Raw genomic sequence first — 14502 nt, 5'->3', positions numbered from 1 at the left:
CCGCCGGTCCGTCAGGCGACGATCGGCGGCACCGTGATGCCCGCCCGTCCGGTGAGTGCCAGCAGCAGGTCGCCCGCCACCGCCCGGAGCACCGCCACCTCGCTCAGCAGGGCGAGAGCGTCCAGGGCCGAGACGTCGGGAGGCCGCCATGTCGTGCCGATGGCCCGGGCGAGGTCGAGGCCGTGGACGACGATCTCGAAGTTGCGGGCCCGCAAGTAGTCGTCGAGGAACATCACCCCGTAGGCGGTCGGGAGCGCCCGGTCCCCCGGAGTGGCGGAGAGCACGGCGACGGCCTCGGCGACCGCCTCGTGGAAGAGGCGGCGGGCGTCGAGGGCGGTAACCCCGGCGAGCACGGCGTCACCTCGAGCCGCGATGGCCGCCGGGACGCCGAGATCGCGCTCGGCACCTTCGAGGTACCGGATGAAATAGGCGGCCGCTCCCGGGATCGGTGCCGACTCCGGCGCGTCCATGGCGAGGTAGTCGATGGGTGTGCGTATCCCGCGCAGCAGGTGACCCGCCAGCCCGCGCACGTCCCACGAACCGAGGCCGGGACGGGTCATGAGGTCCTCGCTGAGGCGATCCACCACGTCGAGCACGGCCGCCGCCGCTTCGCCGAACGCCTCCCTGCCGCCGTTCTCCGCCATGGGGTAGCCTCCTTGGTCGATGCACTGCCCGCTCTGTGACGCCGAAGATACGCGTGTCGTCGACAGCCGTCCGACGGACGGCGGTACGTCGATCAGGCGGCGCCGCGAGTGCGAGCGTTGCGGACATCGCTTCACCACATACGAGCGATCGGCCCCGACCTTGCTGGTGCGCAAGCGCGACGGCCGGGTCGAGCCGTTCGACACCAGGAAGATCAGGCGCGGCCTCGAGGCCGCCCTCGCCGACCGCCCAGCCGCAGCCGACACGATCGACGAGATCGTCTCATCGGCCGAGCGCCTCGCCCAGGCCTCGAGCGAGGTCACCGCCGATCAGATCGGCAAGCTGGTCCTCGACGCCTTGCGCGACGTCGACGAGGTCGCCTACCTGCGATTCGCATCTGTTTACAAGGAGTTCCAGGGAGCGGAGGACTTCGGGCGCGAGGTCGCTGCGCTCGAGTCCGGTCCGTGAGGTCCCACGCCGAGTCCCTTATCCTGGGCGCGCCCGTCGTCGCGTCGAGGAGTCTCCTCATGTCCCGTGCGCTCCGCTCGATCAGCGTGACGTTCCTACTCTTCGGCATGCCTTCGACCCCGCCGGCGGCGGCGGCCTTGGTCGACTGTGACGGGCTCACCGCCACCATCGTCGGCACGGCCGGCCCCGACGTTCTCGTGGGAACGGCAGGCGACGACGTCATCCACGGCGGCGGAGGGAACGACACGATCCGCGCCATGGGTGGTGACGACGTGATCTGTGGCGGGGGTGGCCGCGACGTGGTGAGGGGCGGCGGAGGATCGGACACCGTCATCGGCGGGCGGGGACGAGACTCGATCGAGGGGGGGTCGCAAGGAGACACCCTCGACGGCGGGCGAGGCGACGACACCATCGACGGCGAGGGAGACGCCGACCTCGTCGACGGTGGATCGGACGACGACGACCTGCGGGGAGGCAAGGGTGACGACGTCGTTCTCGGTGAGCGTGGCAACGACACGATTGCGGGAGGCGACGGCGCCGATGCTCTCGTCCCGGGAATGGGGAACGACGACGTCTCGGGCGGCAAGGGAATCGACCTCGTGTCGTACTTCGACGTCGACGGTCCCGTTTCGCTCGACCTGCGAGCCGGCACAGTAGTGGGCGCAGGCGCCGACGCCGTCCGCGGTATCGAGTCTGCCGAAGGCACCGCAGGCGACGACACGCTCATCGGCAGCAGGGCAGGCAACATCTTCTTCGGGCTCGGCGGCGCCGACGTCCTTCGCGGGAACGGGGGGGAGGACCTGCTCCTCGGTGAGGCGGGCGCCGACGAGATCGACGGTGGGGCCGGCGCCGACACCCTCGTCGGCGGGAGCGGCTCGGACGAGCTGCACGGCGGCAGGGGCCCGGACGCCGTGTCCTACTTCGACGCTCCGAGCGGGGTGACCGTGTCGCTCGTCGCCGGTACTGCTACCGGAGGGGAAGGCGTCGACGAGTTGCGCTCTGTTCGTGACATCGTCGGATCCCTCAGAGGCGACACCATCCACGGCAACGCGCAGGACAACGTCATCCGGTCCCGGGCAGGTAAGGACACGGTGTCGGGCGGAGACGGCGACGACCGCCTGTTTGGCGCCCGAGGCAGGGACACGATCGACGGCGGATCCGGGAACGATCTGTGCGCCGGCGCCGAGGTGGCGACGAACTGCGAGGTGCTGGCCGTGCTCCGGCGGACCGGGTCGACGTCTGGGCTCTGGCGGATCGTCGATCCCGCCCGCTACCTGGGCGCCACTCTCGACGGTTGACCGACGCCGCCCGTCATTCCGGGATCTCGTCCGCCAGGGCGTCGATCGCCTCGGCGAGGGCGAGGATCTTCGCATCCACCTCGGACCGCACCAGGGCGAGCGGGCTGGAGAGCTCGCGGTCGATGTCGCTGCGCCAACTCTGGAGGGCGTCGACCAGTTGCGTCGCCGATGCGGAGTCGCCTTGGCGGAGCGCATCGAGGTAGTCGGCCTGCCAGGTTCCGAAGAAGTCGAGGAACTCGCCGAGCAGGCGGCGGTGGGTGGCCAGCGCCGCGTCGGCGGGGAGCTCGCGCACGATCGCCAAGCCGTCGGCGAGGCTCGACGCCAGCGTGACGCTGAGCTCGCTGATCTCTGAGGAAGCCGCCGCATCCGGGAGGTCGGGGAGCACGGCGAGCCTGCGTAGCTCCTCGCGGTAGTCGGCGATGGCCGATATCCGTTCGGCAATGGCGGTGCCCTCGGCTCCGATGGGGCCCAGCCGGCTGCGGAATGGAGCCAGGTCCCGGATCGCCACCGACGAGAAGAGCGGAGGTGCGCTCGGCAGCGGCTCGTTTCCGGCCCTCGTCACCGCGGCAGCCCGCCCCACCAGCTCGCCGAGGGGTGCCGCGGTTGCGCCGAGGGTCGTGTCGTCCACATCGGGCTCGGTGGCCACCGCGAGGGCGCTCTGGGCATCCGGCAGGGCGGTCCGCAATTCGGCGAGGGATGATCGATAGTCGGCCGCCCTGGCCGACGCCGCCCTCCCGGCCATGCCCGGCAAGATGACGACGGCTGCGACGGCGGCGGCGAGGAGGAGCGCGATCGGCACGATTGCCGTCCATCGGAATGCACGGGTCGAGTCGACCGCCTTCGACATCTCGGAAGGGGCCCAGGCGTCGAGGGCATCGCCGGAGGGCGCCGTCTGCCACATCGACTTGACCAGCTCGCCGGTGGTCTCGGCGTCGGGCGCCTCCTTCGCGGCGGCGCGCAGGGTCGTCGGCGGGTCGTGCGGGTCGATGCCGAGCATCTCCAGGTACCAGGCGCCGGTGTTGCCTGGGCGTGGGCGTCGCTCGCCGGTCTTCTTGGTCAATCTTTGCCGGGCCTGGTGCGCACGGGCAGAATCACAACGATGAAGATACCGCTCCAGAAGCTAGATCCGGCGCTACCCACCCCGCGCCACGCCCACGACGGTGACGCCGGGACGGACCTGTACGCCAGGATCGGCGGCAGGATCGAGCCGGGGGAGCGGGCCTTGGTGCCCACCGGTGTCGCCGTTGCCGTCCCTTCCGGGTATGTCGGCCTCGTGGCGCCGCGCAGCGGGCTCGCCGCCAATTCGGGAATCAGCCTGGTCAATGCCCCGGGGATCCTCGACGAGGGTTACCGCGGCGAGATCTACGCCATCGTCGTCAACCTCGGCAGCGACCCGTTCGTGTACGACCGGGGTGACAGGATCGCCCAGCTCGTCGTGGTGCCTTTCGTCGAGCAGGAGCTCCAGGTCGTCGACGAGCTGCCGGAGTCGACGAGAGGTGCCGGCGGCTTCGGATCCACGGGGCGGTGACCGCCGGCCACTCCGGGCGCTGAGGTGCCCGTGATACAATTCCGGTCCGTGCGGACGTAGCTCAGCTGGTAGAGCGCAACCTTGCCAAGGTTGAGGTCGCCGGTTCGAACCCGGTCGTCCGCTCCACGAGGGCGGCGTGCAGCCGCCCTGTTTCGTTCAGATCGAACGGCGACGTGGCCGAGTGGTTAGGCAAGGGTCTGCAAAACCCTCTACCCGGGTTCGATTCCCGGCGTCGCCTCGGGCGTACACTGGCACGCTCAGACGGGCGCTTAGCTCAGTGGAAGAGCGCTTCCTTGACGCGGAAGAGGTCGGCAGTTCGATCCTGCCAGCGCCCACCGAGACATTGCCTGGTCAGCGCAGACTCGATAAAGCAACAGAGTCGGTTTCGAGGCCCCGTGGGCGTGCGGTGTCCGCGTGGCGTTCGGAGCCGTCGGCGAGCCGAACTCTGGATCTCACTGCACCTCGTCGCCGTATCCACGAGCGTTGGAATGGGACAGCGCCATGCCAACAAAGGGTGATGGGGCATCCCCCTTCCCGTGTCGGCCTACCCGCCGATGTCACCGTGGGGCGTCACGGGCTCGACGAAGAGCGCGTTGGGACGTCGCGGAGTCCTAGGCTGCTGCAGGGATAGCCCCTCCCTGTGTCGATCCACTCGCCGATGTCACATTGGGGGGCCAACAGTTCTCGGCGGGCGATGAGTCTAACGAAGCTATACTCGCGGTCTAACTTCCTTAGACAGGAGTCGAGTCACGTGGCTCAAGATTTTGCTGCCGACCCGAACGCTGTCCGACAGTTCGTCATCGAGGCGGTGGAGGCCGGACAGCGCGGACTTGCCGAGCGTGTTGCTGAAGCGTTCGGCGTATCGCGTCCGACGGCCTACAACTACCTGCGCGCCCTGCTTGAGGAGGGCGTGATTACGCGCTTGAGTCCTGATAGGTACGAACTGACTGCGATTCAGCACGCGTTCCATCACGAAGTCGCCGGGCTCGCAGAGGATGTGGTCTGGAGTAGCGAAATCGCGCCCACGCTCAAGTGCCTTCCACCAAACGTACTCAACATACTTCAATACGCAACGACCGAAATGATCAACAACGTCATCGATCACTCAGGTTCGCCCGATGTCAGGATCGCAGTGGAGGCGACCGCGGCCGAAACCACGATCACGGTCGTCGATCACGGAGTTGGCATTTTTCGCAAGATTGCGTCCGCCCTCGACCTCGAGGATGATCGACAGGCCGTGCTCGAACTGTCGAAGGGGAAGGTCACGACCGATCCAGACAACCACACAGGCGAGGGGGTCTTTTTCTCGTCGAGAGCGTGCGACCACTTTCGCATACTGTCGCGGGGAGTGTTCTTCGACCATGACGCTCGTACCGACCAGGACTGGATACTCGACCAGGAAGCTGAGTGGGCAGGGACCTCGGTTGCCATGACAATGCGTCACACGTCGCAGACCGAGTTGCGTGAGGTCTTCGATGAGTACACGACCGACACCGAGGACTTCCGTTTCGACAGGACGGTCGTGCCAGTCAAGCTCATGCAATATGCCGATGACCAGCTTGTTTCAAGGTCACAAGCCAAGCGGCTGATGGGTCGGTTCGATCGATTCAGAACTGTCATCCTGGACTTCGCCGATGTTCCGGCAATTGGCCAAGCCTTTGCAGATGAGGTATTCAGGGTGTTCCCAACACGACACCCAGGTGTCGATGTCGTCGCGATCAACACGAACGAACAGGTCGGTCGAATGGTGGCCCGCGCCAACCGCGATCACAGTTAGCGCCGTGTGGTGCCGCCTGCCGCCATTGTCGTTCCCCCTAACAAGCACGGCCGCCGCTGCGCAATGAGTCTCCCGACATGCCTGTTGGCCGACGTGTGAACCCGCACGCCTTGGCACGCTCGAAACGGCGGCTGGATATCTGTCTGTCGCAGGTGTCATCCCCGGTCGGCAATGTCTCATCCGATGCCGTTCTGATTCCCGTCGAAGCCATGTGGATCGGGGGCAGGACTCGGAAGTTCCGCCAAGGAGTATCGATCCTGCCAGCGCCCACCGAGAAACCCGACACCGTCGGGCGCGACGGCCGACCGCTTGCCGCCCCGGCGCTCCTACGCTTCGCAGGAGAACGCGACGAGATCGGAGGTGCGACATCGTGTTCGAGCACACCAGAGCGTTCAGCGGGTTCTCGGTCGACGACATCCCGAAGGCGAAGGAGTTCTACGGTGCGACCCTCGGCCTGCGGGTGTCGGAGGAGAATGGGATGCTCACCTTGCACATCGCCGGGGATCGCGACATCCTCGTGTACCCCAAGGACGACCACACGCCGGCGACGTTCACGATCCTGAACTTCCCAGTCGACGACATCGAGAAGGCAGTCGACGAGCTCGCCGCCCACGGCGTCGAGCTCGAGATGTACGAGAACGTGGACGAGAAGGGCATCATGCGCGACTACGGCCCGCCGATCGCATGGTTCAAGGATCCAGCGGGCAACGTCCTGTCGGTCCTCGAGACGAGCTGAGCCTTCGCATCCTCGGGGACGAGGTTGCCGGTCAGCCCTTCGTCAGCGAGGCCGCCACGGCGATGACCTCCGATGGCTCGGCACGCACCCTGTGGTTGAGGTCGATGAATGCGTAGCGGATGACCCCGTCCTGGTCGATCACGTACGTCGCCGGAACGGGGAGCTCCCACGCCTCGGTGTCGTTCATGGCGCCGATGTCGCGGTCGTGCGCCCGGTAGTACTCGACGTGCTCCGGGATCATCTCGTACACCAGGTTGAACTGCTTGGCGATCAGGTTGTCGTGGTCGGACAGCACCGGGTACGTCAGCTCGTGAGCCTCGATCACTCCGAGGGACACGTCGGGGCGGTTCGGGGAGATGGCGACCAGAGTCGCACCGGCCTCTTCGACGGCGGCCAGCTCGCGCTGCAAGGCGCGCAGCTCGAGGTTGCAGAACGGGCACCATGCGCCGCGGTAGAAGGAGACGATCGCCGGCCCGTGGGCCAGCACCTCCTCGAGGCTCACGTCGTTCCCGAAGGCGTCCGGCAGCGTGAACATCGGGGCGACGTCGCCGGCGCGCAGGGCGTTCTCCTCGACATCGGCTGCGGCGAGCGCCTCGGCCGCCTTGGCGTAGACCGCCGACCGCTCCGGATCGGGATTGGCCCGTGCCTGCTCGAGTCGTGCCGCCAGCTCTTGAGCCAATGTCATGCGTGTCCTCCCGGCGAGAGTGGCCATGGTACGCGTCAGTCTCGATACGACTCGACGACCGGTGGTCGCGGCACACATCTGGTGATGGGCGTGATGGCGCTCGGCTTTCCGTTTCTAAGCCGGAGTGGCCGCTCCGAACCAGGTCGAAAGTGCTCGCGGCAGCTCTGGGTCCGTGAGGTCTCCCGCCCAGGCGACGTACCCGTCGGGTCGGATCAACACGGCCGAGGGCGCACCGATCTCGCCAAGGACCGGGAGCTCCCACACGCCGTCGTGACTGGCGTCGACCAACCGGACTCGATTCGCCCAAGGAGAGATGTCGAAACCGTCGGGTTCACCGAGGTTGAGGAGCACGGGCCGGGCGTCGTGCAGCAGGCTGAACACCCGCCTGGGACCGTCGTCGGTGTGCACGTCGAGGTCGGGCATGCGCCGCCCGAGCAGCGGGTGTCCCTCGCCGAGGTCGTAGTGGATGTCGAGACCGGAGATCATGGCGGCGATGCGCTTGCGCGGCTCGTCCATGACGAGCAGTTCGAGCATGGTGTTCCTGAGCGCCTGGCTGCGCTCGTCGAGGCGCATCAGCGCGACCTGCGCCATGGTGTTCTGCAACACCCGGGCACCGACCGGGTGCCGTTCTGCGTGGTAGCTGTCCAGGAGGCTTACGGGTGATGTCCCGTTGACCACCTGGGCCAGTTTCCATCCCAGGTTCACGGCATCCTGCACGCCCGTGTTGAGGCCCTGACCGCCCTGCGGACCATGCACGTGTGCCGCATCGCCGGCGAGCAGCACGCGTCGCTCGCGATAGGACGCCGCCTGGCGAGTCATGTCAGTGAACCGGGAGATCCAGGTGGGGCCGTGCACCCCGTAGTCGGTCCCGTAGGCGACGACGAGCATCTCGCTCAGGTCCTGCAGCGTGGGTTCAACGGTGTGTTCGATCTCCTTCTCGAGCAATACGACCCCGTAGGGGTTTCCACCCTCCTCCCGGTTGACCGGGCCGATGCCACCACCCTCGGGGCGCATGCCGATCTGCGGCTCCTCGTCCATCTCGACCTGGGCGATCAGATAGCTGGCAGACGGGTCCCACCCGGGGAAGTCGATGCCGGCCACCTTGCGGATCAGGCTGCGTCCCCCGTCGCACCCGACCAGGTACTCGCCCCGGAGCGATCCGTCGTCCAGCTCGACGTCGACGCCGGTGTCGTCCTGGGTGAAGCCAACCACTTCGCGCTGGCGGAGGATCGGGACGCCGAGCTCATCGACCCAGCCGGCGAGGATCGGCTCGATGCGGCTCTGCCAGAGCGCAAGGATGTAGTTGTGGCGGGTGGGGAAGTCGCTGATGTCCAGGAAGGTCCCGGCATAGCCCACGAACGGATGCGTCTGGCCCTCTGCGAGGAACCGACCGGCGATGCCACGCTGGTCGAGCACCTCGATGGTGCGGGAGTGGAGACCGCCGGCTCGCGATCCGTCGAGATCCTGACCGGCCCGTCGTTCGACGATGACGACGTCGACTCCCGCCAGCGCCAGCTCGCCCGCCAACATCAGGCCGGTCGGGCCGCCACCTGCGATCACCACCGAGTGCTCCGTCATCGCCGCTCCCTTGCGAACGCTGCACCGGACAGGGACGGCCACCTCCCGCGGAGCGACGCCGCGTCAGCACTGGTCACCCGCACCGCCAACGTCTCGGCCGGTTCAGCGCTCCCGCTCGACCCATCTCCCGAAGGCAACACACGCATTCCGAGACTCCTGGCTTCGCGGGTCTGGCCGTGATCGGCTCAGCGGACGAGTCATGTCAACACGTCTGGGTCGCTTGCGGCAAACCACCTCCCCTGGCGTCACGTTGCCGATGGCGGCGTAGCTTCACCCTCGACGATGCGGGCAGGCTGACCGCTCCCCCTTGCCGGACTCAGCCTCGGATGAGGGCGGCCCGCAGGATCGGGCCGATGAATCTGGCGTTCTCGCCCGGGTACTCGCCGGGACCGCCGGTTGCGTCGATGAAGGCGCCCACCGCCGCCTCCATCCCGTCGAAGTACCAGCCGTCCCATGTGCCGTCCTCGTTGCGGCTGAAAGGAGGGGTGAACCCTCGCCTGTGGAGCAGCTCCATGTACGTCGACACGTGGTCGCCTCGCTCGTTGTAGCGCGCCACTCTCAACTCGTCCTCCTCGCCTTGATCGAAGACAATGCCGCCTCGTCCCGTCGCCGATGCGACCCCCGTCATGATGTCGCGCGGGTGGCAGTCGATCTGGAAGTGCATCGTGTCTCCGATGTCCCACCCGAGCCACCGGAACACCCGCTTGCCGTTGACGGTGCGGATCCCCTCCACGGCGCCTACCTGTGCCTCGGTGAGCTTGATGTCCCCGAAGTCCCAGCCGTTGCCGAATCGGGCGTGGAAGTGCGGGTTCTCCGGATCGGCGGGGCCGCCCCCATCGGGGTCGGTGCCGTCCAGGTCACCCGCCAGCCCATAGTTGTGAAGCGAGCAGTTCATCCCGTTCGACTGGCACGGCTGGCCCGAGATCCCGGTGGGGCACCGCCTGTCGATCCAGAACGAGCGAGGCCGGCCGTAGCCGGCGGCGTCGAGCGTGCCCTGGAACGCCGCCCACGCCACCGGGAGGATGGCCGGCGTCATTCCCCGACCCCTGTCCCACACGAGTGCCTCTACCTTCTGAGCAGGCGACGCGTGGATGCATCGATACTCGGCCCACCAGGTCCTGACCAGCGTGGTCGTCGTCACCTTGCCTCCGGGGTACGTTGTACGCCCGCAGTGATGAGACGTCCAGAGGGATCCTGATACTCGTCAGTCGCCGCCATCGGGCCGGTCGGGCCTGCCCGGCGGATACTCACCGATCCTCCGGACGGAGTGGCTGCGCGGGCGCTGCGGGGTCATGAACATCGACCCGATTAGCACGGCGACCAGGATGACCAGCGCGACCCAGAGTGCCGTCAGCATGAGAGCTCCGATCTGTTGCCAGCACACCTGCTTTCCCCGTTGGGGCGCTGCCCAAACCACCCACGAGGGGCAAGCTCCGCCTAACGTCGGTGCGACGGCACGAAGGCGGGGCGATGTCATTGTCGGGAACGTCATGGGAGTTCTTCGAGATCGCCGGCATTCCGGTCGAGGACGGTGGTGCGCCTCCATCGATCGCCTTCTCGGACGAGGGTCGGGTCTCTGGGTCGACGGGCGTCAACCGGCTGAGCGGCACCTTCTCGTTGGACGGCGACCACCTCACGTTGGGACCCATCGCCATGACGCGGATGATGGGGCCACCGAACCTCGCCGAGCAGGAGCAGCGGCTCACGGCTGTCCTGGCCAAGGTGGCGATCATGCGGATAGCAGGCCCAAACCTGGAGCTCGACCACGGCGACTCGGTCTCGCGGCTTCGTATGGTCGGCGACCCGCCGATGGCCGGAGCGGCAGCCGAGCCGACGGACGGGTGGGAGGCGGTCTCGCCGGACTGGGGGCCGGACAAGGTCTTCGCCCTGGTGGCGGCCGCCATCGGCTGGTACGCGCTCATCCTACAGTTGGTCCTCCTCGTCGACAGGCTCGACGCCGAGGGAGAGGCTTGGTTCACGGCCGTCATCCGGTTCTTCAGCTTCTTCACGATCCTCAGCAACCTGATCGCGGCGCTGTCGTTGACCGTGGCCGCCCTCGGTGCGGCGACACCGATCGGACGCTGGTTCAACCGGGCGATACCGCAGGCGGGCGTCTTCATGTACATCGCCGTGACGGGCTTGGTGTACACGTTCGTGCTGGCGAGCATCTGGGAGCCGGATGGATGGGACCTCGTCGCCGACTCGCTGCTCCACTACGTCATGCCGGCGCTCTTCGTCGTCTACTGGGTCTTGTTCAGGCCGCACGGGACGCTCGACTTCGCCCACATCCCGCGCTGGCTCATCTTCCCGGTTGCCTACGGGATATACACGATGATCCGAGGACCGTTCGTCGACTGGTACCCGTACTTCTTCCTCGACGTCGAGGTGCGCGGTTACGCGGCGGTGCTCGCCGCCATCCTCGGTCTGGCGCTGGCGTTCGCCGTGGCCGGGTTCGCCGTCATCGGCCTCGACTCGTTCCTGGCTCGCCGCAGATCGTGAGCGCCTCGGCGGCAGCTCATTGCTGCACCTTGCCGAGCGCCACCGGCGGGTAGCGGTCGCCCGTCACCGCCTCGTCGCGGAACGCCTCACTGAGACGGGCGATCTGATCGTCGCTCAGCTCGATGTCGGCGGCCGCGGCGTTCTCCTCGACGTGGAGCGGGTTGCTCGTCGCCGGAATCGGGAACAGGAAGTCGGCCTGGGCGAGCAGCCAGGCGAGCGCCGTCTGGCTCGGGGACCGGCCGTGCTCGATCGCCACGTCACGCAGCACGTCGAGGAGCGCCACGTTCCGCTCGATCGCCTCCTGCTGGAACCGGGGGTGGCTGTGCCGGAAGTCCTCGGGCTCGAGGTCCCCTGCCGACTTGATCTCGCCGGACAGAAAGCCGCGTCCGACCGGGGCGTAGGCGACGTACGCCAGCCCGAGCTCCTCGCACAACGGGAAATGCTCGGCCTCGCCGAAGCGGGTCCACAGCGAGTACTCGACCTGGATGGCGGTGAGCGGATGGACGGCGTGGGCCCGACGGATCGTCATAGGAGCGGCCTCCGACAAGCCGATGTGGCGGACCTTTCCTGCGGCCACGAGCTCCGCCATCGCTCCGACGGTCTCCTCGATCGGCACCTCAGGGTCGACGCGGTGCAGGTAGTACAGGTCGAGGTGGTCGACGCCGAGGCGTTTCAGGCTCCCGTCGCACGAAGCCCTGGCGTGGCTCGGGGTGCCGTCGACGAGCCGCTTTCCGTCTCGGACGACCTGGCCGAACTTCGACGCCACGAAGACGTCGGACCTCCTCGAGCGGAGTGCCTTGCCGAGCAGCTCCTCGTTCCTCCCACCGGCGTACACGTCGGCGGTGTCAAAGTGGGTGATGCCGAGGTCGAGCGCTCTGGCTACCACCCGCATGGCGGTGGTCTCGTCCACCTGCCGGTACGTCGAGCTGAGCGACGTGCCGCCCAATCCGACGGCGGACACGTCGGGGCCGCCCGCGCCGACTCTCCTGTATCTCACGCCCGTGGCGCTCCTCGGTCGACAATCGATTGCCGCCCAATCTATCGAACGGAGTCGGGGGCGGACGGTCGTGGTAACGGAGCGTCGCGTGTCGTACACTGAGCGTGTTGGGTGGCTTCAAGGAGGAAGGCATGGGTTTCGAGGTCATCGAGTCCCGGGAGCCGGCGTTTGGCGGCCCGGGCGTGTCGATGGAGGCGACCGAGACCACGCTCGGGGTGTACGAGAGCGAGCGGGACGCCGTCGAGGCGGGACGTCAAGCATGGCGGGCGTTTCGCGCCGACCCGTCGCGTGACGTCGTGTGGTGGACGGTGCGGCGCTCCGGCGAGCAACTCGCCAGGTGGATCGCAGACGGCCACAACGACGTCGAGCGGGTGCTCGACCTGACCACCAACGAGCTCGTCGTCGTACGCGTCTGACGGTTCGCCGGAGGCGGCCACTCGGCCATCCAGGGGCGACGGCCCAGGAGAGCCACTCCTGGTTGCGGCTACCATTCGGGGCAGCGAACCAGGAGGCTGGACCGGGTGACCGCAGTGACGATCCCCTTCAAAGTCCTCGAGAACGGCAAGACCCTCACCAACCACGCCGCCTACATGGTCAAGAGCGGCGAGGAGTGGAAGGCGACGACGTGGGGCGCATTCGCCGGCGAGGTGCGCGCCGCCGCCAGGGCGCTCATCGCTCTCGGCATCCAAACGGGCGACGCAATCAACATCCTCGGCTTCAACCGGCCCGAGTGGACGACGATCGACGTGGCCGCCATGGCTGTCGGCGCCGTGCCCGCAGGCATCTACACCACGAACTCGCCGGCCGAATGCCAGTACATCATCGCCCATTGCGAGGCGCCGCTCGTCGTCCTCGAGAACGAGAACCAGTGGAAGAAGATCGAGCAGATCCGCGGCGAGCTCCCTGCGCTTCGTCACGTCGTCATGATGAAGGGCACGGACATCGACGATGACATGGCTATGAGCTGGGAGGAGTTCATCGCCAAGGGCGCCGGCGTCGCGGACTCCGAGGTCGACGCCAGAGTCGAGGCGTTGTCACCCGATGGGCTCGCCACGCTCATCTACACGTCCGGGACGACGGGGGTCCCGAAGGGCGTCATGCTCAGCCACGACAACCTCGTGTGGACCGCCTCGCAGGCCCTGCCGCTGTTCGGGCTCAACTCGAGCGAGCGCACGCTGTCGTATCTGCCGCTGTCGCACATCGCAGAGCAGGTGTTCACCATCCATGCGCCGGCGATGTCCGGATGGAGCGTCTACTTCGCGGAATCGATCGAGCGCCTCGTCGACAACCTCGAGGAGGTGAAGCCGACGGTGTTCTTCGCCGTCCCGCGGGTGTGGGAGCGTTTCCAGGCGGGAGTGCGCGCCAAGCTCGAGGAGGAGCACGGCGCCAAGGCGAAGATCATCGACTGGGCCAGGGGAGTGGCTTCACGTGTCCAGCACCTCGGGTTCGAAGGCAAGAAGCCGTCGGGTGGGCTCGCCCTGCAGTACGGGCTCGCGCAGAAGCTCGTCTTCGCGAAGGTCAAGTCGGCGCTGGGGTTGAGCGAGGCGCGGGTGATGGCGACGAGCGCCGCCCCCATCTCGCCGGAGGTTCTGGAGTTCTTCGCATCGCTCGATCTGCCGGTGTACGAGATCTACGGGCAATCTGAGGACACCGGACCGACCTCGCTCAACACCGTCGGTGCAACGAAGGTCGGGAGCGTCGGTCGGCCCTACCCGGGTAGCGAGGTGAAGATCGCAGCCGACGGCGAGATCCTCGCCAAGGGGCGCCACGTATTCCTCGGGTACTACAAGGATCCACGGGCGACGGCGGAGACGCTCGTCGACGGGTGGCTCCACTCGGGCGACCTCGGCGAGATCGACGACGACGGCTTCCTGTGGATCACCGGGCGCAAGAAGGACATCATCATCACCGCCGGGGGCAAGAACGTCGCTCCCAAGCTGATCGAGTCCGGGATCAAGGACCACCAGCTCGTCTCCGAGGTCGTGGTGATCGGCGATCGCCGTAAGTTCCTCAGCGCCGTCATCACGCTCGACGAGGAGGCCACCGCCAAGTTCATGGCCGACGGCGGGCACGACGGTGAGCCGCACGAGTCGGAGGAGGTCCGCGCCGAGATCCAAAAGGCGGTCGACTCCGTCAACGAGCACCTCGCCAGGGTCGAGCAGATCAAGGTGTTCGCGATCCTCGACCGGCAGCTCTCCATCGAGGCGGGGGAGCTCACCCCGACGCTCAAGGTGAAGCGCAACAAGGTCGCCGATCATTTCTCGGCGGAGATCGACGCCATGTACGGCGAGTAG

General features: G+C 67.3%; 15 protein-coding genes and 3 tRNA genes. 11 read left to right on the top strand and 7 right to left on the bottom strand.

What is annotated here, in order from left to right:
* Positions 1–11: 11 nt before the first annotated feature.
* Complete coding sequence (locus VGC47_13960; protein ID HEX9856412.1) at positions 12–644, bottom strand: maleylpyruvate isomerase N-terminal domain-containing protein; 633 nt, start codon at positions 642–644, stop codon at positions 12–14.
* Between the two features lie 19 nt (positions 645–663).
* Between VGC47_13960 and nrdR the strand changes: the two genes are divergently transcribed.
* Both nrdR and VGC47_13950 read left to right on the top strand, forming a co-directional pair.
* Complete coding sequence (nrdR, locus tag VGC47_13955) at positions 664–1110, top strand: transcriptional regulator NrdR (GenBank protein ID HEX9856411.1); 447 nt, start codon at positions 664–666, stop codon at positions 1108–1110.
* Positions 1111–1169: 59 nt separating this feature from the next.
* Positions 1170–2408, top strand: a complete 1239-nt coding sequence (locus tag VGC47_13950; GenBank protein HEX9856410.1) for a calcium-binding protein — start codon at positions 1170–1172, stop codon at positions 2406–2408.
* Between the two features lie 13 nt (positions 2409–2421).
* On the opposite strand, the gene VGC47_13945 is transcribed toward VGC47_13950, so the two are convergent.
* Complete coding sequence (locus tag VGC47_13945; GenBank protein ID HEX9856409.1) at positions 2422–3468, bottom strand: hypothetical protein; 1047 nt, start codon at positions 3466–3468, stop codon at positions 2422–2424.
* A gap of 39 nt (positions 3469–3507) precedes the next feature.
* Here VGC47_13945 and dut point away from each other — a divergent pair, with 39 nt between their 5' ends.
* The 6 genes from dut to VGC47_13915 all read left to right on the top strand — a co-directional run bounded on the left by dut (position 3508) and on the right by VGC47_13915 (position 6449).
* Positions 3508–3936: a dUTP diphosphatase gene (dut, locus tag VGC47_13940; GenBank protein HEX9856408.1), complete on the top strand. Its 429-nt coding sequence runs from the start codon at positions 3508–3510 to the stop codon at positions 3934–3936.
* A 50-nt stretch (positions 3937–3986) separates the two neighbouring features.
* A tRNA-Gly gene (locus VGC47_13935) sits at positions 3987–4062 on the top strand.
* Positions 4063–4103: 41 nt separating this feature from the next.
* Positions 4104–4174, top strand: a tRNA-Cys gene (locus VGC47_13930).
* Positions 4175–4199: 25 nt separating this feature from the next.
* Positions 4200–4271 (top strand) — tRNA-Val (locus VGC47_13925).
* 416 nt (positions 4272–4687) lie between these two features.
* On the top strand, positions 4688–5713 hold the full coding sequence (locus tag VGC47_13920) for a DUF4325 domain-containing protein (protein ID HEX9856407.1): 1026 nt from the start codon (positions 4688–4690) through the stop codon (positions 5711–5713).
* Positions 5714–6083: 370 nt separating this feature from the next.
* Positions 6084–6449, top strand: a complete 366-nt coding sequence (locus tag VGC47_13915; GenBank protein ID HEX9856406.1) for a VOC family protein — start codon at positions 6084–6086, stop codon at positions 6447–6449.
* A 31-nt stretch (positions 6450–6480) separates the two neighbouring features.
* Here the strand turns inward: VGC47_13915 and VGC47_13910 are convergent, their stop codons facing one another.
* The 4 genes from VGC47_13910 to VGC47_13895 all read right to left on the bottom strand — a co-directional run bounded on the left by VGC47_13910 (position 6481) and on the right by VGC47_13895 (position 10069).
* Positions 6481–7134: a peroxiredoxin-like family protein gene (locus VGC47_13910; GenBank protein ID HEX9856405.1), complete on the bottom strand. Its 654-nt coding sequence runs from the start codon at positions 7132–7134 to the stop codon at positions 6481–6483.
* 114 nt (positions 7135–7248) lie between these two features.
* Positions 7249–8712 (bottom strand): FAD-dependent monooxygenase, encoded by a 1464-nt coding sequence (locus VGC47_13905; GenBank protein ID HEX9856404.1) that lies wholly within the window; start codon positions 8710–8712, stop codon positions 7249–7251.
* Positions 8713–9028: 316 nt separating this feature from the next.
* Positions 9029–9853 carry a hypothetical protein gene (locus VGC47_13900; protein ID HEX9856403.1) on the bottom strand — a complete coding sequence of 275 codons (825 nt, stop codon included), beginning with the start codon at positions 9851–9853 and terminating at the stop codon, positions 9029–9031.
* 63 nt (positions 9854–9916) lie between these two features.
* The gene (locus tag VGC47_13895) at positions 9917–10069 is read right to left on the bottom strand and encodes a hypothetical protein (GenBank protein HEX9856402.1); all 153 of its coding nucleotides are present in this window, start codon (positions 10067–10069) and stop codon (positions 9917–9919) included.
* 113 nt (positions 10070–10182) lie between these two features.
* Here VGC47_13895 and VGC47_13890 point away from each other — a divergent pair, with 113 nt between their 5' ends.
* Positions 10183–11211, top strand: a complete 1029-nt coding sequence (locus VGC47_13890) for a Pr6Pr family membrane protein (protein ID HEX9856401.1) — start codon at positions 10183–10185, stop codon at positions 11209–11211.
* Between the two features lie 16 nt (positions 11212–11227).
* Here VGC47_13890 and VGC47_13885 read toward each other — a convergent pair whose 3' ends face one another.
* Positions 11228–12208, bottom strand: a complete 981-nt coding sequence (locus VGC47_13885; protein HEX9856400.1) for an aldo/keto reductase — start codon at positions 12206–12208, stop codon at positions 11228–11230.
* A 107-nt stretch (positions 12209–12315) separates the two neighbouring features.
* Here VGC47_13885 and VGC47_13880 point away from each other — a divergent pair, with 107 nt between their 5' ends.
* The gene (locus tag VGC47_13880) at positions 12316–12624 is read left to right on the top strand and encodes a hypothetical protein (GenBank protein HEX9856399.1); all 309 of its coding nucleotides are present in this window, start codon (positions 12316–12318) and stop codon (positions 12622–12624) included.
* 105 nt (positions 12625–12729) lie between these two features.
* The gene (locus VGC47_13875; GenBank protein HEX9856398.1) at positions 12730–14502 is read left to right on the top strand and encodes a long-chain fatty acid--CoA ligase; all 1773 of its coding nucleotides are present in this window, start codon (positions 12730–12732) and stop codon (positions 14500–14502) included.

Source organism: Acidimicrobiia bacterium (genome assembly GCA_036396535.1).
Lineage (GTDB): Bacteria > Actinomycetota > Acidimicrobiia > Spongiisociales > UBA5794 > DASWKR01.
This window is presented reverse-complemented; position numbering and strand designations above follow the sequence as displayed.

Bases quoted from the DNA above. Each gene is read 5' to 3' on its own strand.
- VGC47_13960 (HEX9856412.1), bottom strand. From the start codon at position 644: ATGGCGGAGAACGGCGGCAGGGAGGCGTTCGGCGAAGCGGCGGCGGCC.
- nrdR (HEX9856411.1), top strand. From the start codon at position 664: ATGCACTGCCCGCTCTGTGACGCCGAAGATACGCGTGTCGTCGACAGC.
- VGC47_13950 (HEX9856410.1), top strand. From the start codon at position 1,170: ATGTCCCGTGCGCTCCGCTCGATCAGCGTGACGTTCCTACTCTTCGGC.
- dut (HEX9856408.1), top strand. From the start codon at position 3,508: ATGAAGATACCGCTCCAGAAGCTAGATCCGGCGCTACCCACCCCGCGC.
- VGC47_13910 (HEX9856405.1), bottom strand. From the start codon at position 7,134: ATGACATTGGCTCAAGAGCTGGCGGCACGACTCGAGCAGGCACGGGCC.
- VGC47_13905 (HEX9856404.1), bottom strand. From the start codon at position 8,712: ATGACGGAGCACTCGGTGGTGATCGCAGGTGGCGGCCCGACCGGCCTG.
- VGC47_13895 (HEX9856402.1), bottom strand. From the start codon at position 10,069: ATGCTGACGGCACTCTGGGTCGCGCTGGTCATCCTGGTCGCCGTGCTA.
- VGC47_13890 (HEX9856401.1), top strand. From the start codon at position 10,183: ATGTCATTGTCGGGAACGTCATGGGAGTTCTTCGAGATCGCCGGCATT.